Source organism: Brevibacillus reuszeri, from assembly GCF_001187725.1.
GTDB lineage: Bacteria > Bacillota > Bacilli > Brevibacillales > Brevibacillaceae > Brevibacillus > Brevibacillus reuszeri.
Genome location: NZ_LGIQ01000009.1, coordinates 1,445,019 through 1,470,915 on the forward strand (window position 1 = coordinate 1,445,019; position 25,897 = coordinate 1,470,915).

At 47.1% G+C, this 25,897-nt stretch carries 23 protein-coding genes, 1 other RNA gene and 1 other annotated feature; of the genes, 8 read left to right on the forward strand and 16 right to left on the reverse strand.

Translation table 11 applies throughout. The features are described 5' to 3' along the window. Window positions 1-81 precede the first annotated feature (81 nt). From ADS79_RS21220 to ADS79_RS21235, 4 genes are all read right to left on the reverse strand, one after another. A complete protein-coding gene (locus ADS79_RS21220) occupies window positions 82-1,608 on the reverse strand; it encodes a solute symporter family protein (protein WP_049740364.1) in 1,527 nt (508 codons plus the stop codon). Continuing rightward, complete coding sequence (locus tag ADS79_RS21225) at window positions 1,605-1,955, reverse strand: DUF485 domain-containing protein (protein ID WP_049741093.1); 351 nt, start codon at window positions 1,953-1,955, stop codon at window positions 1,605-1,607. Before ADS79_RS21225 ends, ADS79_RS21220 begins: the two co-directional genes overlap by 4 nt. Window positions 1,956-2,127: 172 nt before the next feature. After that, window positions 2,128-2,856, reverse strand: coding sequence for a LytR/AlgR family response regulator transcription factor (locus tag ADS79_RS21230; RefSeq protein ID WP_049740365.1), 729 nt, complete (start codon window positions 2,854-2,856; stop codon window positions 2,128-2,130). After that, window positions 2,856-4,607, reverse strand: coding sequence for a LytS/YhcK type 5TM receptor domain-containing protein (locus ADS79_RS21235; RefSeq protein ID WP_049741094.1), 1,752 nt, complete (start codon window positions 4,605-4,607; stop codon window positions 2,856-2,858). Before ADS79_RS21235 ends, ADS79_RS21230 begins: the two co-directional genes overlap by 1 nt. 131 nt (window positions 4,608-4,738) lie before the next feature. Between ADS79_RS21235 and asnB the strand changes: the two genes are divergently transcribed. Continuing rightward, window positions 4,739-6,586, forward strand: a complete 1,848-nt coding sequence (asnB, locus tag ADS79_RS21240) for an asparagine synthase (glutamine-hydrolyzing) (protein WP_049741095.1) — start codon at window positions 4,739-4,741, stop codon at window positions 6,584-6,586. 116 nt (window positions 6,587-6,702) lie between these two features. Here asnB and ADS79_RS21245 read toward each other — a convergent pair whose 3' ends face one another. From ADS79_RS21245 to rnpB, 4 genes are all read right to left on the reverse strand, one after another. Continuing rightward, entirely contained in the window at window positions 6,703-7,254 is a 552-nt protein-coding gene (locus tag ADS79_RS21245) for a DL-endopeptidase inhibitor IseA family protein (protein WP_049740366.1), read from the reverse strand. Between the two features lie 93 nt (window positions 7,255-7,347). Continuing rightward, on the reverse strand, window positions 7,348-9,384 hold the full coding sequence (locus ADS79_RS21250) for a molybdopterin-containing oxidoreductase family protein (RefSeq protein ID WP_236700049.1): 2,037 nt from the start codon (window positions 9,382-9,384) through the stop codon (window positions 7,348-7,350). Between the two features lie 218 nt (window positions 9,385-9,602). After that, window positions 9,603-11,948 carry an S-layer homology domain-containing protein gene (locus tag ADS79_RS21255; RefSeq protein WP_049740368.1) on the reverse strand — a complete coding sequence of 782 codons (2,346 nt, stop codon included), beginning with the start codon at window positions 11,946-11,948 and terminating at the stop codon, window positions 9,603-9,605. 238 nt (window positions 11,949-12,186) lie between these two features. After that, window positions 12,187-12,572: RNase P RNA component class B (rnpB, locus tag ADS79_RS34575), an RNA gene on the reverse strand. 162 nt (window positions 12,573-12,734) lie between these two features. Here rnpB and ADS79_RS21265 point away from each other — a divergent pair. Further along, on the forward strand, window positions 12,735-13,043 hold the full coding sequence (locus ADS79_RS21265; protein ID WP_049740370.1) for a HesB/IscA family protein: 309 nt from the start codon (window positions 12,735-12,737) through the stop codon (window positions 13,041-13,043). 15 nt (window positions 13,044-13,058) lie between these two features. After that, a complete protein-coding gene (locus ADS79_RS21270) occupies window positions 13,059-13,592 on the forward strand; it encodes a gamma carbonic anhydrase (protein ID WP_049740371.1) in 534 nt (177 codons plus the stop codon). An 87-nt stretch (window positions 13,593-13,679) separates the two neighbouring features. Here ADS79_RS21270 and ADS79_RS21275 read toward each other — a convergent pair whose 3' ends face one another. The 3 genes from ADS79_RS21275 to ADS79_RS21285 all read right to left on the reverse strand — a co-directional run bounded on the left by ADS79_RS21275 (window position 13,680) and on the right by ADS79_RS21285 (window position 15,905). Continuing rightward, window positions 13,680-14,156 carry a GNAT family N-acetyltransferase gene (locus ADS79_RS21275; RefSeq protein ID WP_049740372.1) on the reverse strand — a complete coding sequence of 159 codons (477 nt, stop codon included), beginning with the start codon at window positions 14,154-14,156 and terminating at the stop codon, window positions 13,680-13,682. A gap of 161 nt (window positions 14,157-14,317) precedes the next feature. Further along, window positions 14,318-15,025 (reverse strand): class I SAM-dependent methyltransferase, encoded by a 708-nt coding sequence (locus ADS79_RS21280; protein ID WP_236700050.1) that lies wholly within the window; start codon window positions 15,023-15,025, stop codon window positions 14,318-14,320. Between the two features lie 199 nt (window positions 15,026-15,224). Further along, complete coding sequence (locus tag ADS79_RS21285) at window positions 15,225-15,905, reverse strand: DUF1385 domain-containing protein (protein ID WP_049740374.1); 681 nt, start codon at window positions 15,903-15,905, stop codon at window positions 15,225-15,227. 75 nt (window positions 15,906-15,980) lie between these two features. Between ADS79_RS21285 and yfkAB the strand changes: the two genes are divergently transcribed. Both yfkAB and ADS79_RS21295 read left to right on the forward strand, forming a co-directional pair. Then, on the forward strand, window positions 15,981-17,096 hold the full coding sequence (gene yfkAB / locus ADS79_RS21290) for a radical SAM/CxCxxxxC motif protein YfkAB (protein ID WP_049740375.1): 1,116 nt from the start codon (window positions 15,981-15,983) through the stop codon (window positions 17,094-17,096). Between the two features lie 31 nt (window positions 17,097-17,127). Continuing rightward, window positions 17,128-17,388 carry an alpha/beta-type small acid-soluble spore protein gene (locus ADS79_RS21295; RefSeq protein ID WP_049740376.1) on the forward strand — a complete coding sequence of 87 codons (261 nt, stop codon included), beginning with the start codon at window positions 17,128-17,130 and terminating at the stop codon, window positions 17,386-17,388. A gap of 103 nt (window positions 17,389-17,491) precedes the next feature. Here ADS79_RS21295 and ADS79_RS21300 read toward each other — a convergent pair whose 3' ends face one another. The 4 genes from ADS79_RS21300 to ADS79_RS21315 form a co-directional block, all read right to left on the reverse strand. Continuing rightward, complete coding sequence (locus ADS79_RS21300; RefSeq protein WP_049740377.1) at window positions 17,492-17,680, reverse strand: hypothetical protein; 189 nt, start codon at window positions 17,678-17,680, stop codon at window positions 17,492-17,494. 103 nt (window positions 17,681-17,783) lie between these two features. Next, window positions 17,784-18,167, reverse strand: a complete 384-nt coding sequence (locus ADS79_RS21305) for a LysM peptidoglycan-binding domain-containing protein (RefSeq protein ID WP_049740378.1) — start codon at window positions 18,165-18,167, stop codon at window positions 17,784-17,786. Between the two features lie 159 nt (window positions 18,168-18,326). After that, window positions 18,327-19,319: a tryptophan--tRNA ligase gene (gene trpS / locus ADS79_RS21310; RefSeq protein ID WP_049740379.1), complete on the reverse strand. Its 993-nt coding sequence runs from the start codon at window positions 19,317-19,319 to the stop codon at window positions 18,327-18,329. 104 nt (window positions 19,320-19,423) lie between these two features. After that, window positions 19,424-19,677, reverse strand: a binding site (T-box leader). 116 nt (window positions 19,678-19,793) lie between these two features. Beyond that, window positions 19,794-21,326: a fumarate hydratase gene (locus ADS79_RS21315; protein ID WP_049740380.1), complete on the reverse strand. Its 1,533-nt coding sequence runs from the start codon at window positions 21,324-21,326 to the stop codon at window positions 19,794-19,796. Window positions 21,327-21,509: 183 nt separating this feature from the next. Between ADS79_RS21315 and ADS79_RS21320 the strand changes: the two genes are divergently transcribed. The 3 genes from ADS79_RS21320 to ADS79_RS21330 all read left to right on the forward strand — a co-directional run bounded on the left by ADS79_RS21320 (window position 21,510) and on the right by ADS79_RS21330 (window position 25,060). Next, window positions 21,510-23,495, forward strand: a complete 1,986-nt coding sequence (locus ADS79_RS21320) for a beta-propeller domain-containing protein (protein ID WP_049740381.1) — start codon at window positions 21,510-21,512, stop codon at window positions 23,493-23,495. Window positions 23,496-23,576: 81 nt separating this feature from the next. Next, window positions 23,577-24,266, forward strand: a complete 690-nt coding sequence (locus ADS79_RS21325; protein WP_049740382.1) for a tetratricopeptide repeat protein — start codon at window positions 23,577-23,579, stop codon at window positions 24,264-24,266. Window positions 24,267-24,430: 164 nt separating this feature from the next. Beyond that, window positions 24,431-25,060 (forward strand): SurA N-terminal domain-containing protein, encoded by a 630-nt coding sequence (locus ADS79_RS21330; protein ID WP_049740383.1) that lies wholly within the window; start codon window positions 24,431-24,433, stop codon window positions 25,058-25,060. Window positions 25,061-25,124: 64 nt separating this feature from the next. On the opposite strand, the gene ADS79_RS21335 is transcribed toward ADS79_RS21330, so the two are convergent. After that, on the reverse strand, window positions 25,125-25,820 hold the full coding sequence (locus ADS79_RS21335) for an MBL fold metallo-hydrolase (RefSeq protein WP_049740384.1): 696 nt from the start codon (window positions 25,818-25,820) through the stop codon (window positions 25,125-25,127). Window positions 25,821-25,897 lie beyond the last annotated feature (77 nt).

The following is a 25,897-nucleotide window of genomic DNA, read 5'->3' on the forward strand; positions in this document are numbered from 1 at the left end:
TTATTGGATCGATACAAAAAGAGACTGAGGGTTCGCCCCAGCCTCCAGATATTGGCATGCGTTTCCTTGTGAATACTTGTTCTACGCAGTTTCTTTCATTCCTGTATTCGCTTTCACCAAAATTTCGTCGTACTTGGCATCGTTTCGTGTGCTCGATAGCATCGTCCCAATCCAGGCAGCCAAAAATCCGAGGGGGATCGAGACGATTCCCGGATTCGGCAAGGGAAACAGTGCCTCTCCTACGAGAATCGCTTTGCCTGCAACCGGATTCCAAACATTCGGGCTCAGTGCAACCAGAATCAGGGAGCTGAACAGTCCGACCAGCATGCCACTGACTGCCCCTGTCGTATTAAATCGTCTCCAGAAAATTGTAAACAGAATGACTGGCAAATTCGCGCTAGCCGCGACCGCAAAAGCGAGTGCTACGAGGAAGGCAACATTCAAGCTCTGGGCAAACAACGCAAGCAAAATCGAAATTACGGATACACCTACTGATGCCCATTTTGCCATCTTCATTTGTTCTTTTTCTGTTGCCTTGCCGTGACGAATAACGTGCCCGTAAAAATCGTGGGCAAAAGCAGAGGCTGCTGTGAGTACCAAGCCTGCTACTACAGCCAAAATCGTAGCAAACGCAACGGCCGATACGAAAGCAAACAAGAAGTTGCCACCCAAAGCTTGCGCCAGAAGCGGAGCACCTAAATTCCCTGCCGCATCCATATTTCCGGCACCGACAAATGCAGCTGCGCCAAATCCGAGGAAGACAGTCATGACATAGAACAAGCCGATAATCCATGTTGCATAGACGACTGATTTACGCGCTGTTGTTGCATCTTTTACGGTGAAAAAGCGGATCAAAATATGTGGCAAGCCTGCTGTCCCGAGGACAAGCGCCATATTGAGCGAGATCGTATCCAGCCCTACCTTGAATTTGTTGCCCGGATTTAAGAATTGGTCCCCTAAAGGAGTTGCCGTTTTCATCTGTGCAAACATATTCATCAGATTGTAATCGAACTTCGCAAATACCATCAGTGAGATGATGAAGGTACCTATCATCAATAGCACCGCTTTGACAATTTGCACCCACGAGGTAGCCGTCATACCGCCAAAGACGACATACACGGTCATCAGCGCACCTACGATCAGCACCGAGGTTGTATAATCGATCCCCAGCAACAGCTTGATCAAGGCCCCCGCACCCACTAACTGCGCAATCATGTAAAAAATGGAAATTGTAATCGAATTGAGTGCCGCCACACCCCGTACCTGCTTATTGTCAAAACGCGCTGCAATCATATCCGCCATCGTGTATTTCCCGAGGTTGCGCAATGGTTCCGCAACTAAATAAAGAACAACCAGATACGCTACCAAAAAACCAATACTATAGAAAAATCCATCAAATCCACTTAACGCGATCATTCCGGCAATTCCTAAAAAGGAAGCCGCCGACATGTAATCGCCCGCAATTGCCAGCCCGTTTTGCCAGCCAGTCAATCCCCCGCCAGCCGTGTAAAACTCACTCGTCGTATTCGTCTTCTTGGAAGCGTAATACGTAATGACCAAGGTCAAAAGCACGATTCCCAAAAAGAGCAAAAATGCTGTTACATTCATTGGCCTCTACCCCCTGTCTCCTGTTTGATCTTTTCTACGAGCTGATCAAACTGTGCCGCGCGCTTGGTATACAGGATGCAGAGCCCCCACGTCATAATGAATTGGGCGAAAGCGAAGACCCATGCCCACGTGATCGCTCCAAAGGCAGGCTGATTCAAAACCGTGAAGTAGGAGGTCAAGATGGGAAGAGTAAAGTAAAACACGAAGAAAAAGATGGATGAAGGCAGGATGAAGGCTCTTTTTTTCCTCAAAAGTTCCTTGAAAGTTTCCGACTGGATTACCGCTGCATAGTGGTTGCTCGTCTTTTGCTGTCCATCGCCTTTTTGCGCTAAAGCCGACTTGCCCATGGGAATCTCCTCCTCTTCAATGATCATTTGTAAGCGCTTCCTCCATTGTAGAGAATTTGACCGATCCATGGCGTTTTTTGCGCGCAAGATGCTGAGAAGCGTGCGTCAAAAGCAGATTCTGTATCACGAAATGCAGTGGCTACCGGAAGCAGTACAAGACTCCCAGGATCGCCTACTCTTCCAGCCGCTTTAATAAATCCTTTGCACTCGTTCGTGATACGGGAATGCGCAGCTGTTTTTGCCCTTTTAACGTCAGGTTGTACGCCCCATGAAACCACGGCTCCAGCTCTTGGACAAATTGCAGATTTACCAAATAGCTTTTGTGCGTCCGAAAAAAGTCGTAGCCATTCAGCTTTTCAGCTAATTGAGTGAGTGTCATCTTCGTCGTATATGTCTCTGTCTGTGTACTAATTTGGACAAAGCGTTCCTCTCGTACTGCATACACAATTGTGGCAGGATCGATCACGACCAATCGGTTGTTTTCCTCGACTAACAGCTTGGAGCGCTTTGCTTGTCCATACTCCGTTTTCGATTGAATCAGTCGCTCGCGTATTCTTTGAAGTGTCTCTGCGAGTCGCCTCGGTTCTGTAGGCTTTAATAAATAATCGACAGCCCGCAAGCCAAACGCATTCACCGCAAACTCTTCGTACGCTGTACAGAAGACGATAAGTGGCTGCTGCTTGCGAGAAGCAAGCATTCTAGCCGCCTGGTCACCTTCTAGCTCTGGCATTTTGATATCGAGGAACACAACATCTGGCTGGTGCTCATCCACCATGTCCAAAAGCTCCCGCCCATTCGTTGCATAGGGAAGCAGCTCAATATCATGCTCCTGCTGCAACAAATAGATTAGTTCTTCACGAGCCAGTCGCTCATCTTCTGCGATCATGACACGAATCGGCATCAGGCACTCTCCTCCTTTTGAATCGGTATCGCAAAGGTAATATGACAACCACCCTCAGGTTTGTTACGAAAAACAAGCTTGGCACTTGGGCCCATCAAACTGACTAAACGAGAATTGACATTATGTACACCGATCCCATTGCCATCCCCACCCTTCATCGGGACGCTTCCCAAAATCGGCAGGAGTTCATCCGAAATCCCTCTCCCGTTATCCTCTAGATCAAATACAATCTGTGCCGCAGTTTTTTTCACGGTCAGGCTAATTTCTCCCCCCGTCGTCATATGGCTAAGCCCATGATGAATGCTATTTTCAATCAAGGGCTGCAAGGTTCCGGGCGGAATCATCGCTTCCCCTACGCCGTCATCGACTTGACAGGTGATGACAAACTGTTCAGAGAAACGAATTCTAACAATTTCCAGGTAGGCATATAGATGATCCAGCTCTTGCTGGACAGAAACGAGCGGGCTTGAGGTCAGCTTTAAATTCAGCCGCATGAATGTGCCCAGTTGAATCGTCATATGACGGGCAAGCTGTGGATCAATCCGAATCAAAGTCACAATCGAGTTTAGCGTGTTAAACAAAAAATGCGGGTGGATTTGGGCTTGCAGCATACGCAGCTCGGCATCCTTCATCAGCCCTTTCATTTTTTCGGTCAGGGCAAGTGTCATTTGATTGGCGATCAGATTGCTGAGCCCTCTAGCCAACGCTTCTTCTACCTTGCCTATCTGCTGCGGACGGCGAAAATAGAGCTTGATCAAGCCGATGACGCTGCCTCCCTCGCGAATCGGAAGCAAAATCGAGGCTTGCAGCGTACAGTTTTTGTGCGAGCAGCCCATGCTCTCTCTGCCAAAACCTTTTTCAATCCCACCGCTGTAGATAGCCCTGCGCTCCAAATCACTCAAAAGCATTTCACCAGGCAGATGATGATCTGCTCCAGCTCCTACATGGGCAAGCAGCTGCTTACGATCCATAACGGCAACGGCTGCCGCCTTCACTTCGCGCTGAAGTAGTAAGGCTGCTGCCTGTGCCGTTTGTGGCGTAAGCCCCATTTTCAAATGCGGTTGAATTCTCTCCGCTATTTTAAAGGCACGTTCAGCCTCCAATGCGGCTGAGCGCTCCTCTTCCTGCAGGGCAACCCGAATCATCGTTGTAAAAATGGCGATGGAAATACTGTTCGTCAACACCATTGGTACTCCGATTATATTCACCATCGTCCGTATGAAGTCAGGAGGTCCCGCCATAATCAGCAGCAGCGACATTTGGATGACGGGTGCAAACATGCCGATAAACAGCGCCTTCGATGGCGAGATGACACGCTCCTGTGAAAAAAAGCGCGCAACATAACCTGCCAACAATCCCGTAAGCGGTACGGATAATCCAATCGGCAAAGCGCCAAAGCCGCCCATGTGAAACACATGGAAGCCCGCTATGATGCCCGCACCCATTCCTACTAAAGGACCTCCCAGCAAACCGCCAATGACCACGCCAACAAGAGTCGAATTGGCGATGATTTCACTGGCATTCAGCTGAAAAATCCAGAAGCTCGGTACATAACCCGCTTCCCCCACGACTACTCCTGCATAGGTTCCCGCGATCCCAAACAAGCCGAACATAACGGAAAAAGCAATCGAGGTTCCCATGTGCAATTCACGGTCCAATAACTGACGAAACAAAGGAATACGCGTCAGAATAAAAGCCAAAGTCAGCAGAATGCCCATTCTCTCGATGAGCAAAAGTGTGAGATTGTCCACCGCACCCTCCATTTATGTATAAATCTTCTATAAATTCCGCTTTTTCTTCTTATTTCCCTGCTGGACAGACAATTCATCTAGGCTTTTCGCATACGCTGAGTGTGCAAAAGCTTCAGGGAAGGGTGATCATGATGTGTGGAATTGTCGGTTGGGTTGATTGGGAAAAAGACCTTTCCCAGGAGCTTCCAGTTATTCAGAAAATGACGCAATGCCTGACAAAACGAGGTCCCGACGCAGAAGGCTTTTGGCTGAATCCTCGCGTCGCATTCGGCCATCGCCGATTGGTTGTGGTTGATCCGAGCGGTGGCGTGCAGCCTATGAGCACATGCCAGAGCAAGCATGCCTGCACGATGATTTACAATGGAGAATTGTACAATACCGAGGATTTGCGACAAGAGCTGTTGGCAGCTGGACATACCTTTCAGTCTCATTCGGATACCGAGGTGCTCTTGCATAGTTATTTGGAGTGGGGCCACGACTGCCTGCGCAGGCTAAATGGGATTTTTGCTTTCGCCATTTGGGATGAACGTGAACAAAAGCTTTTCGTTGGTCGTGACCGTATGGGTGTCAAACCGCTCTTTTACGCACAACGAGGCAGCTCCTTTTTACTAGCCTCTGAGCTGAAATCGTTGCTTGCCCATCCTGATGTAAAGCCAGTTCTCTCTCGCGAAGGGCTGGCAGAGGTGTTTGGCATCAGCCCTTCGCGTACTCCTGGACATGGTGTCTTCCACGATGTGCATGAGCTTAGGCCCGGCTGCTTTTTGACTGTGACACGAGACGGTATTCGGAATAAACGCTATTGGCAGCTTGAAAGCCGTCCACACACAGATGACGTAATGCAAACAGCCAAACGTGTCAATGAATTGGTAACCGATGCGATTGCGCGTCAACTCGTGGCCGATGTCCCCGTTTCGACTTTGCTGTCTGGCGGCCTGGATTCGAGCATTATTACCGCAGTTGCAGCGGATACGTTCAAGCGCGAGGGACGCGGAACACTGCATAGCTATTCGATTGATTACGTGGACAATGCTCGCCACTTTAAAGCCAGCGCTTTTCAGCCAAATGAGGATGCTCCGTACGTACAGCTCGTCTCTGAATATCTGGGGACACAGCATCATCGGATGGAGTTCGATACGGATGCCCTCGTCGAGGCATTGAAAGCAGCGACGATAGCCCGAGATTTACCTGGAATGGCGGATGTAGATGCTTCCCTCTATTTATTTTGTCGTGAAATCAAAAAAGAAACGACGGTCGTTCTTTCTGGTGAGTGCGCAGACGAAGTATTTGGAGGCTATCCATGGTTTCATCGCGAGGATATGTTGCATGCAGGTACATTCCCATGGTCGAGAGCCACCAAGGAACGGGCCTCCTGGTTATCTCCCGAGCTTCGAGACTGGGTTAAACCCGAGGAGTATGTTGCGATGCGCTATGAGGAAACATTGGATGAGGTGCCGCAGCTTCCAGGGGAAAATCCACTGGAGGCACGTCGTCGAGAAATGTTTTATCTCAATATTACCTGGTTTATGAATACCCTATTGGACCGCAAAGACAGGATGAGCATGGCAGCCAGTCTGGAAGCTCGAGTCCCCTTTTGCGATCATCGAATTGTCGAATACGTATGGAATATCCCGTGGGACATGAAAAATTACGGTGATCGAGAAAAAGGCATTCTACGCAAAGCAATGGAAGGAACATTGCCAAACGAAGTGCTCTACCGTAAGAAGAGCCCGTATCCAAAGACACATAACCCGGCCTACACAGAAGCGGTCCGCTCCTGGCTCCTGGACATTTTACATGATCCCACTTCTCCATTGGTGCAATTGATTGATCTCAAGACCATTCGCAAAATTGCTGAATCAGATGCAGAGGCCTCGAGCATCCCGTTTTTCGGACAATTAATGAGCACGCCTCAGCTGTTTGCCTATTTGGGGCAATTGGATTACTGGCTTCGCGAATATCGCGTATCGATCATCACTTGAACAGACATTAGAAAACTTGGCTACGCCAAGCTTTTGGCGGAGCCTTAGTTGCACTTACACTATCATCCTTACATTTATACTTTCCGATAGTACAAAAAACTCCTCTACCCCATAAATTATGGGGTATTGAGGAGTTTTTTTCTGCCTCTGGGCTTTGCTTGGGGCGCAGCCTTTGGATGGATATACGGCTTCGGTTGAGCAGCCACCGGTGTCGCTGGACGAAAGCGCTGGTCGAGCTGTCTTCCCGAGCGTTTCATGATAGTAAAAGAAGTGGAATTTCCCGTTTTGATCAGGCGGTAATCCACAGTGATTTTCTTGCCCTTTCCAACCAGGATTGCTTGGACGACCCGCTGATTGGGCTGAATCGCCCGCACTTGTAATGATTGAACGGTGGTGGGAAAAGGTGGAATTCCTCCGTAGGGTATACACAGCTTTCCTTTCAGAATGCGTAATTGAAGGTTTCGCATCATCGCATCCGTTAGCTGTTTTCCCCAATACCGGCGAAAAATCCTGGAAATCTTGCGCTTCGAATTATACTTTTCGGGTAAAGGCGTATAATCCACTCCATTTACCGTATAAACGGACTTGCCTGTCGGTGAGGATGCGATTTGTGTCCACACATGCTCAGCCGAGCTAATAAACTGCTTGAACATCCGCAACTCATCCAAGAAAAATTCACCTCCTCCATAAACCGTATGGAAAAGGGCTTATGCTAGTACGCCCGTTTGTCCTTTTTCATCAGAAAAGGCGGTGGATAAGCATTAGCGTTTTTCAACATCAACCCGGCCAGAGAAAAATGTAGCTCCTCCGCCCATATCGGCAATGCGATCTGGAGTCAGTGCGTTCACGAAATGTTTAGACTGTGGTGAATCTGCCCATAGTCCTTGACTCACAACGACACCAGGGAGCACATTATCCCCGACTGATACCATCAGCTCGCATTCTCCCCGGTCATTCCATACCCGGACCATATCTCCGTCCACAATTCCTGTTTTGCTAGCATCATCGGCATTCATGTGCAAACGAGGCGTTTTCTCCAATTTGATGTGCTTTGCATTATTCGAGAAAGTGGAGTTTAAAAAGTTATGATTCGGACCAGGAACAAACAAGTAAGGAAATGGTCCATCATCGGGCAGCGGAACATACGTCGGTAAAGGCGGATACCCTCTGTCGGCCATAAGTTGTGAATACAGCTCGATCTTCCCACTTGGAGTTGCCATTTTCCCCTCAAAATAACCTGCGATATTTGCTTTCCTATAATGATTTTCCACAAGTGCTTCAAAACTGATTCCATCCATGTACGGATTGCGATTTTCATGAAGCGCTTGGCGGATCATTTGTTCATCGGTATCCTGAAATTCTTGCTCATGGTAGCCCATGCCTTTCGCCAGCAGCCGGAATAATTCTGTATTGGACTTGCTTTCATGATAGGGCTCCATAACGGGCTGTTGTAATTGAATATAATGGTGCCAATAAGACGTATAAAAATCCATATTTTCATAGGAGGAGGTCGCAGGCAGGACGATATCTGCATAGCGTGCCGTCTCGGTTAAAAATAAATCGTGTACGACCGTAAACAAATCTTCTCTGGCCAAGCCTTCTCTTACTCTGTTTCCATCTGGTGCAACGATGGCTGGATTGCTTGTATAAACAAACAGGGATCGTACAGGTGGATCTGCGTCAAGCAATGCTTTCCCCAGTTCATTCATATTAATCATTCGCGTCTGTTTGTTTTGGAGGAGATCCGGGCGCTGTACTGCCTGCTTGTTATGCTCCAGAAAGCCTTTATTGCCTTTGATTGCTCCTCCTCCCTTCAACAACCACTGACCTGTAAGGGCGGGGAGACAAGCGATCGTTCGAACACACATGCCACCATTGTCATGGTGCTGGATGCCGTTGCCAATCCGAATGAAGGATGGAGACGTCTCGCCGTACATTCTCGCCAAGCGATATATGCTATCAACAGGAACACCTGTGATGGTTGAAACAGTAGCAGGATCATACTGGACGATATGTGCACGGAGCTCTTCGTGTCCAACGGTGTACTTTTGTAAAAATGCTTCGTCAACCAGATTTTCTGCAAATAAAACATGCATCAATCCCAGAGCCAATGCACTGTCTGTTCCAGGAAGAATCGGGATAAACCAGTCTGCCCAGCGACCCGTCTGATTTTTATGGACATCAATAACGACGATTTGGGCTCCATTTTTACGGGCTTGCTCAGCAAGGACAACCTGGTGCATATTTGTGCTGACCGTATTGATTCCCCACATAATGAAGAGTTTGGAATGAACGGTGTCTTCCGGATCGGTGCCAAAAGCGCCGCCCATCGTGTAATTGTAGCCTACTCCTCCGGCACTGTTGCAAATCGTGCGGTCCAAAAGACTGGCACCCATGCGATGAAAGAAGCGTCGATCCATACCCTCGACATTAATCCTGCCCATATTCCCGTAAAAGCTGTAAGGCAAGATGCTCGTTGGACCGTCTATATCGATTAGCTTACGCCAACGGGTTGTGATGGTTTCGATTGCTTCCTCCCAACTAATTCTAGCAAATTGCCCGCTGCCTTTTGGTCCAACTCGTTTTAACGGATAAGCGAGACGCTTTTCATCATAAATTCGCGCTGTCATGTTTCTGACCTTATTGCAAATATTTCCTTTGGTAACCGGATGATTCGGATCACCCTCAATTTTTACAATTTTCCCGTCCTGCTTATGCAAGAGCAAGCCGCACTGATCAGGACAATCGAGTGAGCAAACACCAGGAAATACGCCATCCTTTTGTGCAGTAAAATTCACGACACGTCCCTCTTTCACTGTAGGTTCTGAGAGCCATTTGACAATAGGCATATAAACACATCGAATAACTACGCTTTTCTCATTCTACCCTCATTTTATCATGAATGTTACGACATTTCTCTCACTTCCTGACCGTAATAAAGTCCCCAAAAAAAGAGGCGGCACTCTCGACTCCTCATCGAAAAGTGACTGCCTCTTTCAAATTCCACCATTCTTTTTTATCGTTTATTCACAACAATCACGTACACCTGGCCCGCATCGTTTACCCACAAATCCACTTTATCTGTCGATTTGATGTTGTCCAGATTGATGTTCGATCCATCGTAGTATTTGGCTTTGGCACCTTTTGTCAGCTTCAGGCTTGTGGAGTCATCCATGTAGTAAACATATTTGTCTCCGTTCACCCGCGACTCGATCCCGATGAACTTTTGCGCCTCTTTTGTTTTCTTTCCTTGGACAGATACTGCAATGACATCTCCGTCGCGATCCAGCGTCAGTGTCACGTATTCAAACTGATCCACGTCTTCTACTGCGTCCTCATTACTTACCTTGTACGTCTTGCCATCGACTTCTACCTTTGCAGAAATGACGCTGCCGTTTTCATGACGAACCTCTACTGAATCAACGAGACCACTGATTTTTTTCAAAGCACCTGAAACAGCTTTCACTTTTCCTGCGTTGTTCAGTACCAGTGTGTACTCTTTGTCATTGGTTGCCGCATCACTGTCAATGGATACACCTGCTGCCAGTTCGTACACTTTCCCGTCCACAGTAATTTTAGTACCTGACTTTTTCGTGACGTATCCTTTTACCGTTTGCTTTTCCAGTGTCAGCTCCACAATATCCTTGGTACCGACATTATACTTCCAGGTGATGATGCGATAATCGTTGAGCTGATCTTCTTTGATCGAAGTAGGAGAGACGCTGCTTCCATCAATCGTCAGCTTGGCAGTAGTCAGCAGATCGTAGGTTATTCCGTCAACTTTGATGGTTGCAAGCTTGGCAGGATTGCCCGACTGGTAGCCAGTTGTACCAGAAATGAGCTTGTTGCTCGCTGCCCCGACACCTTGCTCGACCTTGATCAGGTTGCCGTCTTCATCAAATGTCAGGATCGCTACCTTGTTGTTCGACAACTCATCCAGTTCGTCTACTCTTTTTTCATCAACGTACAGCTTGGTATCGCGCAATACATCATAGTCGACCTTGTCGATCGTAATGAAATTATCATCGGTATCCACAGTAATCGTGCCTGTCGCAGAGAGCTTTGTATACACGATGTTCGTTACTTTTCCATCTACGTCCAAGGTCAGCTCAACGAGGTCGCCTTTTTCCAGGTCACTGTAGGCAGCCGCTGTCTCCTTGGCCTTTGGATGTGCTTTTCCTTTAACTGTAGCTTTGGAATCCAGTACATACGTAGTTCCGTCCAGCTTGATTTCTTTTTTCGCATTGGAGCCGGTAACAGTCGAAACTTTCTCTACGATACCCGATGTTGTATTTTTGCTGAAGCTAATCGATTCAATTTTGCCATTCTTGCCAACTACAGCAACAAACTTCTGGCCAATTTGGGAGCGCGACACGCTTACTCCGTCCTCTACTTCGAGGATGACTTCTTTATTGCCTACGATTGCTTTGAATTTGTTTTCATCACCAACAGCTGTCGTGAAGTTTAGCCCTGTCTTGACGATACCCTCGATGATTTCATCTTCGGTCGTCGCTACGGTCAGGAAATTGGCCTTACCATTTTTCACGATATACTCAACACGAGCCCCTACGACAATCGTGCCGTATACTTGAGCAGAGTCCGAGATGGTCACGTCGTCTTTTTCTCCGATCAATCTGAACTTCTTGTTTGTTTTGTCATAGGAAGCGATTGTTCCTTTGATGACCTGGAGCTTTTGAACAGTTCCTTTTGCGTTACCGTTCTTGTCATAGTAAGCGCCATTGGCATACACTGGCATTTCCATAAAACGATCTGTATACTTTGCAACTACATCTCGTTTTGCCGCTGTAATTGGAGACTCTTCGTTACCATAAATCCCTACTTTGTTCGCTTCCAGCAAATAAGGGAAGTACCATTCGCTAGTTGTCGACGTATTTACACTGATCTTCAGTCCTTGGACGAGTACAGTCAGTGCCTCTGAAACTTTTACATTGTTTTCTGGCTTGAAGGTCCCGTCTGGATAGCCTTTAATGATTCCTTGGGAAACGGCCAGGTTTATGTAGCCAGTCGCCCAGTGATTGGATGGCAAGTCTTTGAAAGCCGTCTTGCCTTGCATGACTTTTGCCTGTTCATCTGTGTATCCCATCGCCAGCACCGCGATTTTGGCAAATTCCGCCCGCGTCACTTCTCTATCCGGTCTGAATGTACCGTCCGTATATCCTTTGAGTACGCCTGCATAGTTCAATTTGAGGATTGCATCCTTGTTCACATTTTTCGCAATATCAGTTAATGGCAACGAGGTTGCAGCCATTCCCGTATTCGGAATCACCAGCAATCCTGCTACTATCGCACCTGTTACCATTTTTTTAAAATCCTTAGCAGATCGTGCCTTGAAGTTCTGCAAAAGAAATCCCTCCACCATATTGTATTTACTTTAAATGAATCCCGCCAAAACTTGCCCCTTTTGATCAAATGTTAGAAGTGCCATTCGTAGAACTACTTTTTTCGGCGAGTGCTCTATTTGACGTGAGCATATGGTGAAATGTTGCACCCATTTCTTGCGGGAACTTTTTCCAATCGTGCGTAAAACGCAAAAAAACCGCCTGAGTATCAGACGGTTTTACTTTCATTCCAGCAGGAAATGCTATAAGCCAGGTTCTGTCTCTCCCGTGCTTCAAACGGGTTACACCCTCGCACCAAGAGCGGTAGCCATCTATCTATGGCATCCAAGGATACCATCCGCCCCTCTGTTTGATTCCTTTGGGACGGTTCCCCTACCTAATTTGGGTTTCTCGCTCGCAGGGTTTACCGCGTTCCATCTTTTCTGTCGCCAGAAAAGCTACGTTTCTGTGGCACTTTCAGCGTACTCGGGCCTCAGAGAGAGCCCTTTCCACGCCGTCAGCTAGACGAAGCTAGCTGCCCTGGCTTGCACCAGGTACGAACACTCCAAGCATCTCAGCCTGGGCGAGCCTGGACTTTCCTCTACCGTCAATCGTCGAAACGATCACGGCAGCGACTACCCACATTTCCTGCGTATCGGGATCAGTAACACATACTCTATCACATGGCTCTTCGCCGGTCAACACATGGACATTGGAAGCACAACCATATTCTAGCATTATTCTTTTCTTCGCATTCGTTCATTCGCCCAACCTGTAGTACAATAAAAGAGCTACAAGGAGGGTTGACCGTGATAAACATTACCCCGCAAGCCGCTGCACGACTGGCATTGATGATTGCGGAAGAGAGTGATGCAGACAAGCTAGGGATCAAGCTCGTACCTACCACTACAGGTTGTGGCAGTTATACCTATAGCATCGCGATCACTGAAAAACAAGCAGGCGATCTGGTCCAGGAAATGCACGGCATTCGCATCTTTTATCAAGAATGGGATGTGGAAAAAGTAACGGGAATCGTGATTGATTGTGACATGAAATCAGGCCGTTTTTCAATCCTTCACCCAAGTCCGCTGCAAACAGATTGTCCGCACACCCACTGATTAGGAGGATTATTCATGCTACTGCTTACGTTTGAGCATCATAAACCACGCATTCATCCAACCGTCTTCCTTGCCAAAGGCTCTGTCGTCTCAGGTGACGTAGAAATTGGTGAGGATACTTCGATTTGGTACAACACTGTCATCCGTGGAGATATTGCTCCCACAATCATCGGTAAACGTGTGAGCGTTCAAGACAATAGCACCCTGCACCAAAGCCCGAACAACCCGCTTATTCTGGAGGATGAAGTCACGGTTGGTCACAACGCGATCTTACATAGCTGCATCGTCCGTCGCGGTGCTCTGATCGGTATGGGTGCTATCATTATGGACAGAGCTGAGATTGGCGAAGACGCCATGGTTGCTGCCGGAGCACTCGTACCGCCTGGCATGAAAGTTCCCCCACGCTCACTCGTTGTAGGAAATCCTGCTAAAGTAAAGCGTGAGTTGACAGAAGCAGACTTTAAAGAGCTGATCCGCATTCGTCAATCCTATGTAGATAAGGGTAAAATGTATCGCAAGCTCGAGGAGAGTCCGCTAGAGCGTGAGTAGCATCCGTCCCGAGATAAGCCAAATCAGGAAATCAAAAAAGATCAGGCGAAAACACGTATCTGTTTCGTCCGATCTTTTTTCTTGTCATTAAAGAGCGAGTCGAAAAATAAACTGCTCCCCGATCGCACCCATTCGTCTCAAACCCGTATCTGTAAATCCGGTATGCAAATACAGCTTTTGAGCAGGGACATTTTTATGATTCACCGCTAAAGCAATTTCATCACAATCCGGAAATTCCGCATGAACAAAGTCAGGCAGCAAAAGAAGTCCCTTTTTGGCAAAGCCTTTTCCTTGCTCAGCAAAATTAATAGAAAAGGAAGTTAACAGCATCGCATTTGGATTATCCGTGTACTCCTTTACTCGCTGTGTTGCATGTAATAAGAAGAAGCCGACAGGAACAGAATCACTTGTAATCACAATTCGATATTGACCTTCAGTTACACCCAAGACTTTTTCAGGTAAGGAGGTAAACTGCCCTTGTTCCTCTGGTAACTCAAAGCGATGCAATGCATCTGCATGCTGATCGGTAAAGTGTTGCAATCCAACGTGAGAAGCAGTGTCCATATGTCTATGCTCCTTGCCCTTTTGTTTCATGATAACACAAGAACGTACGTTCCTGAAAGAGTTATTTACTTTTCGGCAACAAGATCTCCATTTTCGTTTCTTATCACACAGTCATCCCTTCTACGCAGAAAAGTCGCTTTATCAGCGACTTTTTCCAGAATTTATTTCACTATTTGCAGAAAATGGGTAGCCCCTTCAAGAAAGCGAAATGATGTTGGCTGCAAGCTTGCCCTACATCCGAGCCTCTCCATTCCTTGCACCAGTTGTTCCAGATGGGCGTATGGTTTCCGATCCAGTCCGATTATTGGATACAAGCGCACCTGACCACCAGGCTTGCACACCCTGACCAGTTCCGTCAATGCACGCTGATGAAATCCTTCATCAAATTGCTGATGGTACAAAAATAGAAAATGGCTACCGATCACAAGCGAAAACTGTTCGTCTGCAAAAGGAAGATGAGGCAATACCCCTGCCACGAATTTTTGACCTTGCGTGTCAGCGCGATATGCTTGAATAAATCGCTCTAACGAATCTTCTCTGTTTTTCTGGTGATTGTCGAGAGAACCATAATAGCTCCAATGAAGGGTGGAAGCGATTCTTGCCAGCTTTTCCGTCGATTCCCGGATCTCCAGCTTCCCCTTCTCATATATAGCTTGATCACCCAGCTCATATAACGGGTCAACTGCAATCGCACTAAGCCCCCGCGCTGTTGCCTCCGCTGTAAAAGAGGACGCTCCTGCCCCGACGTCCAATATTGGGCCCTGCGCCATTATCTCCTCTGTCAGCGAAAACATGTCCACATACTCTTGGTATGAGCGGCACGTCATGGCTACTCCTACTTGTTCGTACACGCCTTGATTTTGTTCCATACTCAGCTCTCCTCTACTCATTTTCATTTCTCTACATACTCAACTCAGCTCGGCATCCTGCTCTCTTCTGAACGAAGTCAACAAGATTATCAAAATTTTACCAAAACACGTATAACGAATCAAGATCGAGCCATAGAAAATGAAAAACGGCGTATTCATGTAGAAAACGCCGTTTTAAACACAGAGATTGTTTATAGGTTCAGGCAGCTTGCTTACGATCTGCTTCACGAATATGTTCAAATAAAATGTAAGACCGAATCGCTGTTTCTAAGTGCAGACGATCAGGCTCTTTTGTAGTGAAATACTTTTGAAAAAAACCGGAGAGCTTGTAAATAAATCCACAATATTTGCGGAGGACGCGATCTCCGAACATCCCAGCGAATAACCCGGCGAGACCACAGACAAGACTCCATTCCATCGGCAAGAAAAAGGCAGAAAGGAGAAACCCGGTAAAAAACCAGACCACCATATTAGTCGAGCAACCATCATTTACAATATCTGCTCTGGCAATGTCACTAAGTGCAGAGAGTGATTTTTTCCCGTGGTAGCTAAACACCTTATGTTCTGCACCATGAAATTTTTTCATCATACGTGGAAAAACAAAGTGAAAACCGCCAATATAAACCGCGACCCAAAGCGGGCTTATGATTTCCCATGCAGGATTCACGAAAGTCGCTATTACGTAGCCAGCGAGCAGCAGGTGAAATAGTTGATAATACCAAGGAAAGGAAAAAAAGATACGATACCATAGCTTGCCAATGGTTCGAATCGTGATTTTTTCAGCCCACAAATGGATGACGCCATCTTTTACTTCGGCACATGCCAGCACATTGCGATCATGAAAAAGCACACCACGTCCAAAAGACATTCCCATAATCATGTCGTAAACTATTCTCCTTCCGCTCTAATGTCGTTATAATGGTTGAGTGTATGCAGTATGAAGGAGGTTTCACAATTGATCCGCATGGTTCCAACCACACCACTTACACCCGGGCACGATCCATGGGAGCCGTTGTTAGGTGCGACACCACCCGCCTATAAGCTGACCAGCGTCGAATTTACCGTCACAAATCTATGTAACCTCCGCTGTGAGCATTGTGCGGTTGGTGATACATTGAGATACAAGGACGCCCCCGCACTGCCTGTTGATCTGATTCTTCGTCGACTGGACGCCGCAAAAGATTTGCTTACCCTCAGTATAACAGGCGGAGAACCGATGTACAGCGAGCGTACTGTAAAAGAAGTGATCCTTCCGATCCTTCAATATGCGACAGATCGCGGCCTGCGCACACAGATCAATTCCAACATGTCTATGCCGTTTTCCCGTTACGAGCTGATCCTGCCTTACATAGATGTGATGCATATCTCATGGAACTGGTCTACCCCGGAAGAATTCCATGATATTGTTTACGCAAAAGCAAGACAGTCGGTTTCATCCAAACAGGCAGAAACTCTTTTTCACGGGATGATGGAAAATACGCGCAAGCTTGCGGAGGCAGGAGTTTTTGTTTCTGCTGAAACGATGCTGAATCATCGGACATGGCCGAAGCTTGAGATTCTTCATCGACAAATTCAGGAAATGGGTAGTAAACGGCATGAAGTGCACCCGATGTACGCAAGCGATTTTGCACGAGATCTGGATGTCTTGTCACTAGATGAGCTTCGTTCTGCCATTCATCGAATGCTGGATGTTCGCAACGAGGAGCTATGGATGCTTTTTGGTACGCTGCCGTTTTTTGCATGCAGCTCTGAAGCAGCAGATCGCGAATTGCTCCATCGCCTGCGCTCAGCTAAAAACGTCACGACACGCAATGATCCAGACGGCCGCAACAGACTCAACATCAACATTTTTACAGGTGATGTGATTGTGACTGACTTCGGTGATGTCGAGCCGTTGGGAAATATCCAGACAGACCCGTTACAATCCATGTTTACGAAATGGCAGGGACATGCACTCAATCAAAAAATCAATTGTTTCTGCCCAGCCGTTGCATGTGCAGGGCCAAATCTGCTCGTAGCCAACACGTATTATCCACAGATTGATTTTACCGAGCGCAAAGCACTCGTCTAATTGGGCATACTACGGACAGAGGTGAGACAATATGAGTAGACGCAGACGTCCTCTCGTCCCCCATGCCCGAAGCGGACTTGATTCTCTAAAAGCTCGTGTAGCCAAAGTGGAAGACCCTGATCAAGCGAAATACGAGGTCGCACAGGAGATGGATATCCCTCTTCAGCCTGGCTATAACGGTCAACTTCCCTCTAACGCCGCCGGGCGCATCGGTGGTCGATTGGGAGGCAGCATGGTCAAGGAATTGGTGCGAATGGGTATGCAAGCAATGAAGCAGAAAAACAACATCTAAACACATGCAGCATCACCCGAAAACCCGAATCAAATGAAAAAGAACCGCTACCCGATGCATGGAGGCGGTTCTTTTTGCATTCTCCCGATCTCGTTCCGTTGATTTAGCGAAGTTTATCCAGCTTTTTAGCACTTGGCTTGCGTGGACCAAGCATCGTCTTGCTGATATGGTTCACTTTATGGAACGAGTCGAATACTTGATCAATTACCTCCACCAATTCCCTGATCTGCACCACTTTTCCATAGATGCCCATGAAATGGTGTCGTACAATTTTTCCGTTTATCCCAAACATGGCCGCACCTCCTTCTGATCTCTACTACCACCTTATGCACAAACGGGGAAAGTGGAAATCAAGAATCGATGGAAAATTACATAAGTCAAAAGTCACAAGTCCACTATCTCGGCGGCGTAGTTCCTGGTGGGCGTGGCCTGGGTGGCTGGGTTGGAGCTGGGGTTGGTACTATGACCAAACGTTCCAGACGTGTAACACGAGTCTCTAAGCGGGTAACACGACTTTCCAGGCGATCCACCCGGTCACTTAGTCTCGTGTAATCATCACGAAGCGCGTCCACCCGTCTTTCCAAACGGTCCAGTCTCCGATTTACTTCACCTGCTGGTGCAGGTGTCGGTGTCGTCGCAACTGGGATGAACAGGTTTTGACCGACGTAAATGTAATACGGATACGCGATATTATTGACACGGATCAACTCCTGAACCGGTACGCCAAAACGAGAAGCGATGCTGTTCAGTGTATCCCCCGAACGGACTACATAGTTCACTTACGACCACTCCTCCATGGTTTTTTATTCGTTATTAACCTATGCCCGCCTGGACTGTGAGGTAATAAACGAATACCCATTTTTCCCAGAATGGTCAAACACCCAGTACATTCGCCGTTGCAGGCACAAACATCCAAAGGCTTATCTCTTTTCATGAACTCATTTTTTGAAATAGTTCATACTCATTGCCTCTCGTACCTCTTGCATGGTTTCCTTTGCTGCAAGACGCGCTTTTTCTGTACCGGACATCAGAATTTCATTGACCCTTTGCGGATTATTTTGGTACACGATTCTGCGCTCTCTCATAGGTTCCAGTAAATCATTGATTGCATGCGTGATTTTTTGCTTGCATTCCGCACAACCGATTTGCCCCTTTTTACAGCTTTCATAAATCTCATCGGAGCCTTCTTCCCGAAAGGCTTGATGATAAGCATAAACTGGGCAAATTTCAGGATTGCCGATATCCGTTTTGTGGATTCGGGCAGGATCCGTCGTCGCTTTTTTTATCTTCTCACGAACCTCTTCCGCTGAAGAATCCAAATGAATGGCATTTCCTAGGCTTTTGCTCATTTTATTGTTTCCATCTAGGCCAACAAGTCGCGGAACCTCCCCAACCAATGCCCTTGGCTCTACCAATACAGGCTTATAAAGCTGGTTAAAACGCCGCACGATTCTCCTGGTTTGTTCAATGTGAGGGACCTGGTCCTCTCCGACCGGAACCAGTGTAGCCTTGCAAAAAGTAATATCTGCAGCTTGACTCACCGGATAGCCAAGGAATCCATAGTACATATCCTGAAATCCGCGTTCCACGGCCTCCGCTTTAATCGTAGGATTGTGACGTAAGGAATTAACCGTCACAAACATGGAAAAGTACGTCGCAAGCTCAGCAATTTCCGGAATCAAAGATTGTATAAATATGGTTGCTTTATCTGGGTTCATTCCTACGGCTAAATAGTCTAACGCTACATTGTGCAGGTTCTCTTTGATCAACACCGGGTTCTCGAAGTGAGTAGTCAGCGCCTGGACATCCGCTAGGAGCAAGTATGTTTCGTAATGATGTTGCAGCTCCACTCGGTTCTTTAAGCTTCCGACATAATGTCCAAGGTGAAGTTTTCCCGTAATCCGATCTCCTGTTAAAATTCGCTCGGTCATTGATGATCCTCCTCAAATTTTGGCTTTTTTCATGTGCATTTGAGATCCACCAACCCTCATCCATGGACATCCCCCCTTTCAAAGAATACAAAAAACCCCGCCCAACAAAGGACGAGGTTATCGTGGTACCACCTTTTTAATCGCAACAAGCGATTCACTCTAAAGTACGGCAAAATGAAAAAATCTTTGCGATACTCCTCTCATGATAACGGCGAGAGAGTCCCGGCAACGCCTACTCATCGTTCAGCGAAGCGATTCAGAAGCCCATTCGGTATCAGGTGAGGATCGGTTCGCAGCAACCACCGACTCTCTGGACCTCATGATCTGATACGTACTTGCTCTTCTTCAACATCGTTAATCCGTTCGTATATGATTTCCACCATCGTAAACGGAAATGATCAAGAAATCAACTGAAACATAACGAAAAAACCTCCAGCTGCACCATTCGTGCGCCAGAGGCTTTTCGCAAGTCTCTTATTTAAATACAGGTTCTGCAAATTGAGCCAATCTCTCGAGGGAGGATTTCTCTACATCCGCATGCAAGCTGTTTCCGTGAGAATCCATCGTTACAATCGCAGCAAAGCCTTTTACACGCAGATGCCACATTGCTTCCGGAACACCGAATTCCATGAAGTCGACACCTTCTACTTTTTCCAAGCATTCTGCATAGTATTGAGCCGCTCCACCGATTGCATTGAGGTAAACCGCTCCATGCTCACCCAGTGCTTTCAGCGTTTTTGCTCCCATGCCGCCTTTACCGATCACAGCGCGGATACCAAACTTCTTGATAATATCGCCTTGGTATGGCTCCTCGCGAATAGAGGTAGTTGGACCTGCCGCTTTTACGTGCCACTCGCCAGCTTCATCCCTCAGCATTACCGGACCACAGTGATAAATAATTCCGCCATTCATATCTACCGGACAATCGTTTTCCATCAGGTAGCTGTGCAGGGCATCGCGTCCTGTATGCATTTCACCGTTGATGATTACCACGTCGCCCACTTTCAGGCTGCGGATTTGTTCTTCGGTAATCGGCGCTTCAAGAACAACCTCGCGACGAGTTTCTCCCGCTTCAGCCGCTGCAGCTGGAGTCAGGTCCATATCTACTTTTTCATCCTTGTACAGGTAGCGCTTGATTTCACCTGTCTCTGGGTTCAGACGCACACCTTGACGGCGGAACGCCCAGCAGTTGTAGGCAACGGATACGAAGAAGCTTGCCGGCAGGCGATTTTCTACACCGACCTTACAGCCGAGCAGCGTTGAATTTCCGCCAAAGCCCATTGTACCGATACCCAGTTGGTTTGCTGTTTCCATGATGTAGTCTTCCAGCTTGGCCAAATCAGCGTTTGGATTAACATCATCCACATGGCGGAACAATTGGTGCTTCGCAAGCGCATATCCAGATGTACGGTCGCCACCGATCCCAACACCGATGAAGCCGGCACTACAGCCTTGACCTTGTGCTTGGTAAACCGCATGCAGGATGCATTTGCGAACGCCATCCAGATTACGGCCTACTTTACCAAGGCCTTCGAGCTCACAGGGCAGAGAATATTGAATGTTTTTGTTCTCACAGCCGCCGCCCTTGAGAATCAGCTTGATTTCGATATCGTCCTCTTCCCATTGTTCGAAATGGATCACAGGTGTTCCAGGACCGAGGTTGTCCCCGCTGTTTGCACCTGTCAAGGAATCTACGGAGTTGGAACGAAGCTTTCCTGTTTTCGTAGCTTCCACAATTGCTTCTTTAATTGCCTTTTTAATGATGATTTGGTTAACTCCAACCGGAGTTTTTACCTCGAATGTCGGCATTCCTGTGTCCTGGCAGATTGGGGAAACATTTTCTTCTGCCATAACCACGTTTTGCGTGATTGTAGACAAAGAGATCGCTGCGCGTGTGCCCAAATCTTCCTTCACTTTTGCTGCATTGACGGCACGACGTACGTCTGGTGGCAGGTTTGTGGAGGTATCCGTAATCAGTTCCAGGATGCTTTGCTTCAAGTTTTCCATCTATGACGCCCCTTTTGACGAAGTGGTGTGATTGGTATCCTAAACCGCCTACTATTATAGCACATGCTGTCCTACCTGTCCGTAGATTGGAGCCCATATCAAGATGTGAAACATTCCGATCATCTCACCGTCTAATAACCAGAAATCTTTCTCACTAGAAAAAACATACAAGGGAGGATCAATATGAGAAAAAGACGGGCTGGTCTTTTATCAGCTGCATTCTTTTTGGCGCTTACACCGTTTCTTTATGCAAATGGCGTCTTGAAGGAGCCAACTGCATCAGCTGCGGATAAAGCAGAGCTTCCTGCAGTGGGATCATACGAGAACCTGAAAAAGCTGCTGCAAGTAAGTAACTCGGGCATCATGTACAAATACAATACGCTTGCACTGGAAAACGTACCAAGTCCTGTGGCAGCAGCTCCGGCAATGGCAGGAGAATCGGGCTCAGCAGATTCACCTGCGAGCTATTCCACCACAAATACACAGGTGCAGGGAGTTGACGAAGCCGATATCGTCAAAACAGACGGCAACTATCTCTATCAAGCTACGAATGCAGAGGTACGAATTGTCAAGGCTTTCCCTGTGAATGAGCTGAGGGTGGAATCACGCATTACGTACGAGAACGGATTATTCCAGCCACTCGAAATGTACGTCGACGAAGAAAGACTTGTTGTGATCGGGCAAGCAACACAGGCGGCATCGGCACCCGCTCCTACAACGAGCACATCCTCTGTTCAGGCGTACAAAATCGGTATCCCTTGGTACCCGGAAAAGCAAACAGTCAAAGCACTGATATATGATCTCGCCGACAAAAAGCATCCACAGCTCACTCGCCAGGTCGAGGTAGAAGGTCAATACCTGTCTTCCCGTAAAATTGGCCCAAGCTTGTACATGACTGCAAACAACTATGTAAACACATATAGAATCCTTCAGGAGCAGGGCGAAATACCAGGACCAATCTACCGTGACAGTACGCAAGGTGATGGCTATAAAACCATCCCTTACAGCGATATACGATACTTTCCTGAACGAATACAGCCCGACTACTTGATGGTCGCAGGGGTCAATCTCGATGATCCCAAGCAAAAAATGTCCATAAATACGTACCTGGGCGCTGGTGAAAACACTTATGCCTCAAAGGAAAATTTGTATGTGGCAGTTACTGAATACAAAGCAGCACCTTTGCCTGTCCAGTCAAAAGAATCCTTTGCTCCAGAAATCATAATTGCGCCCACAAACGAAATAAACACCAATGTGTACCGTTTTGCCATGGATCAAGGCACTCTCACCTATGCCGGAAAAGGGTCTGTCCCGGGTCGCATACTCAATCAATTTTCTCTAGATGAACATGACGGGTATTTGCGGGTAGCCACCACGAACGGTGAGATGTGGCGCACGGATGAGTATACTTCCAAAAACAATCTGTACGTGCTGGACAACAACCTCTCGATTTACGGCAAGCTGGAAGGAATCGCACCAGGAGAACGAATCTACTCTGTTCGCTTTATGGGTGATCGTGCTTACATGGTTACCTTTAAAAATGTAGATCCACTGTTTGTGCTGGACCTGACAAAGCCAAAAACGCCAACGGTTCTGGGGGCACTCAAAATACCAGGCTACAGCGACTACCTCCATCCCTATGACGAGAACCATATCATCGGTTTTGGCAAAGAAGCAGAATCAGATAAAGACATGGCGTATTACCAAGGAATGAAAGTCGCTCTCTTCGACGTATCCGATGTCTCTCATCCAAAAGAAAAATTCAAAACCGTCATCGGTGATCGGGGAACAGATTCTGAGCTGCTGTACAATCATAAAGCACTTCTTTTCTCGAAGGATCAGGACCTTTTGGCGTTTCCGGTGACCGTGTATGAATGGACAGCTGAACAAAAGGCAGCAAACAACATACGGGATTACGGACGCTTCACCTTCCAGGGAGCATATGTGTATCACCTGGATTTGCAATCAGGATTTACCCTCGCAAACAAAATTACACATCTGGATGAACAAGACATGAAAAAAGCTGGCGACGGCTGGTATCAAACCGAAAAAAATATCAGTCGAATCCTTACTATTGATGACACGATCTACACCGTTTCGGACAGTTACGTCAAAGCCCATCAGCTTTCTACGAAACGACAAGTAGGAACTCTACCACTGACGAAATAGCGGCAATGCTCTGTCATGCGGACTGGTTCTGTGCTAAGATGAGTAAGTGAACGTAGCGTTAGATAGAAAGGGTGTCCCTACGTGGATTATCTTAGTCTTAATTTGACATCAACACTTGCAGGGTTAGCAGCTGTGATTTTGGTCATGTTTCTTCGGCTCCACTGGCCCTTTCGCTTCCAATATATGGCCAATCTGTACAAACGCAGACTGGACATTCGGCTTCGCTTTCTGGATGCTTCTTATCGCAAGAACCGTTCGCGCTCAGTAGCCATGCTGGATAAATCCACTCACGAAATCATGAGTGGCAATTATGAACTGGCGGAAAAGTTCGTTGTACAAGGGATCAACGTATGCAAAGAACAGCCCACTTTGTTCAATCAAGCCATGATTCACTATTTGTTCTATAATCTGGCGGTTGTCTACTATTCGTCAGGGCGCTATAGTGAGGCATTAGAAGTGGCTTTTCGCATCTATCAACGGGATCAGGGAATGACCGATTCGCTGGCACTGATTGCTTGTTCCCATGCACGCCTCGGTGAAGTGGATAGTGCGCTGGAAGCCTATAAGCTCATTGCACGCAAACGTTCTGCTCGTGATTGGAAGCTCTTCTGTCTGGCTGAAATCGAGGCAGCAAAAGGAAACTACGAGCATGCTCTCGCCTACTTGCGACAATTAATGGGAAAATCGTCAGCACGCTTTTTGCATCTCAATTATTCTGAACTGGAAAAACGTTTGGAGGAATGGCAAAAGGCTGCTACGCAAGCAGGCTGATCGCACTCACTGCTATGTTTCACACGACCGTGCATGCGTTTTTCGTGTGCGGTTTTTTCATGGGGAGTAATTGTGTAAAACTTGTATAGACAAGCTTTCATTTTTCCCCCGTAATTCTACCTTACAATATGAGGCATACATGCATGAAAGAGAGGATTTATCTAATGAAAAAATTTGATGTAACCATTTTGACAGCATCCGTTCTCGTCCTCGGACTCGTCGTGTTAGGAGTTTCTCAGGCTAAAGAACCCGCTGGTGAAGCGTCTGGCGCTGTTGTAGCAACGATCGGCGGCAATAGCATTACACAAACCCAGATCTATGACGAAATGAAGCTCACTGTCGGTAAAGAAGCAATGGCTAATATCATTGCGACAGAACTGATTAGGCTGGAAGGAAAAGCTCAAGGAGTTACGATCTCTGATGAAGAGCTCAACAAAGTCGTTGGTCCTGTTAAAGAGAAATTAAAAACACCAGAAAAATTCCAAGAGTATTTGAAGGAAAAAGGAATGGACGAGCAAGCCTTCCTGGAGCGAACAAGACTGTTGCTCTTGCGTGACAAGCTGATCGAAAAAGCCTACCCAACTACGGATAAAGACATCACGGACTACTATGAAAAATATAAAGATAAGCTGAATGGCACCTTGGAGCAAGTGCGCCCTGAGGTTGAGGAAAAAGCAAAAGACAGAAACAGACGTAAAAATACTCCTGAGTGGATGGACGAGATGAGCAAAAAATACCAGGTAAAGGTATTGGACCCTGCTCTCGACTCTGTCGAAGAAGCAAAATCAAAATAAGGCTGCGAAACAAAAAGACTTCTGACACCATCTACCTGGATGGAACAGAAGTCTTTTTTGCTGCTTATGATTTTACGATTGAAATCAAATCCTGGATAAACGAAACAACCTCTCCTTGAAAAATCAGACCATGCCCAGTAGCCAGGCATTCGATTGGCCAATCCAGCAAAATCTCCAACCCGACCGCGTAGGCAAGCGCTCGTTCAGGTTCCTTCAAGGCAAATTTTCGGACGTATGCTTTATACGCTGCCCTGCGCTCATCCTCGGTTCCCACCATTTGTCCAAGCTCTGCCTTCGTCTCTCCCAAAATGAGATGATCGCCCACAAAACAGACCTTGCTCTGAGGATCAAAAAATGCGACAGAGCCCTCGGTATGAAACGCTAGTTGTCTAAAACGAAGGACTGGCAGGTCTCCACCAGCCCCCGTAAACGTATGACCGAAGAGTGTTTGCGAAAAGTCGTCCAGCTCATAATAATCCTCTAAGTGAATCCAATTATTGCGAGAAGGAAACAAGTCAGCATTCCCTATATGATCTGCGTGTCGATGCGTAAAGTAAACGTACTCAATTTGTTCAGTTTTGACTCCAATCTCCACAAGCGCCTGTTGAAAGTATGCACGCTGCTTGCGCAGATGGGAATCAATCACCACAAACGCATCACCTTTTTGGATCACGTAGCTGCTGACAAAGCTATTCCATGCTTCTTCGTAGGTGATGATCGCCCAGGTGGAGTCCGTGATCGGTGCAATCGCATTGGTCATGCCTCCATCTCTCCTCTCCTCCCAGATACAGTTCCTTACTGCTATTATACACAATCATACACAAGCGTGCTGATCCT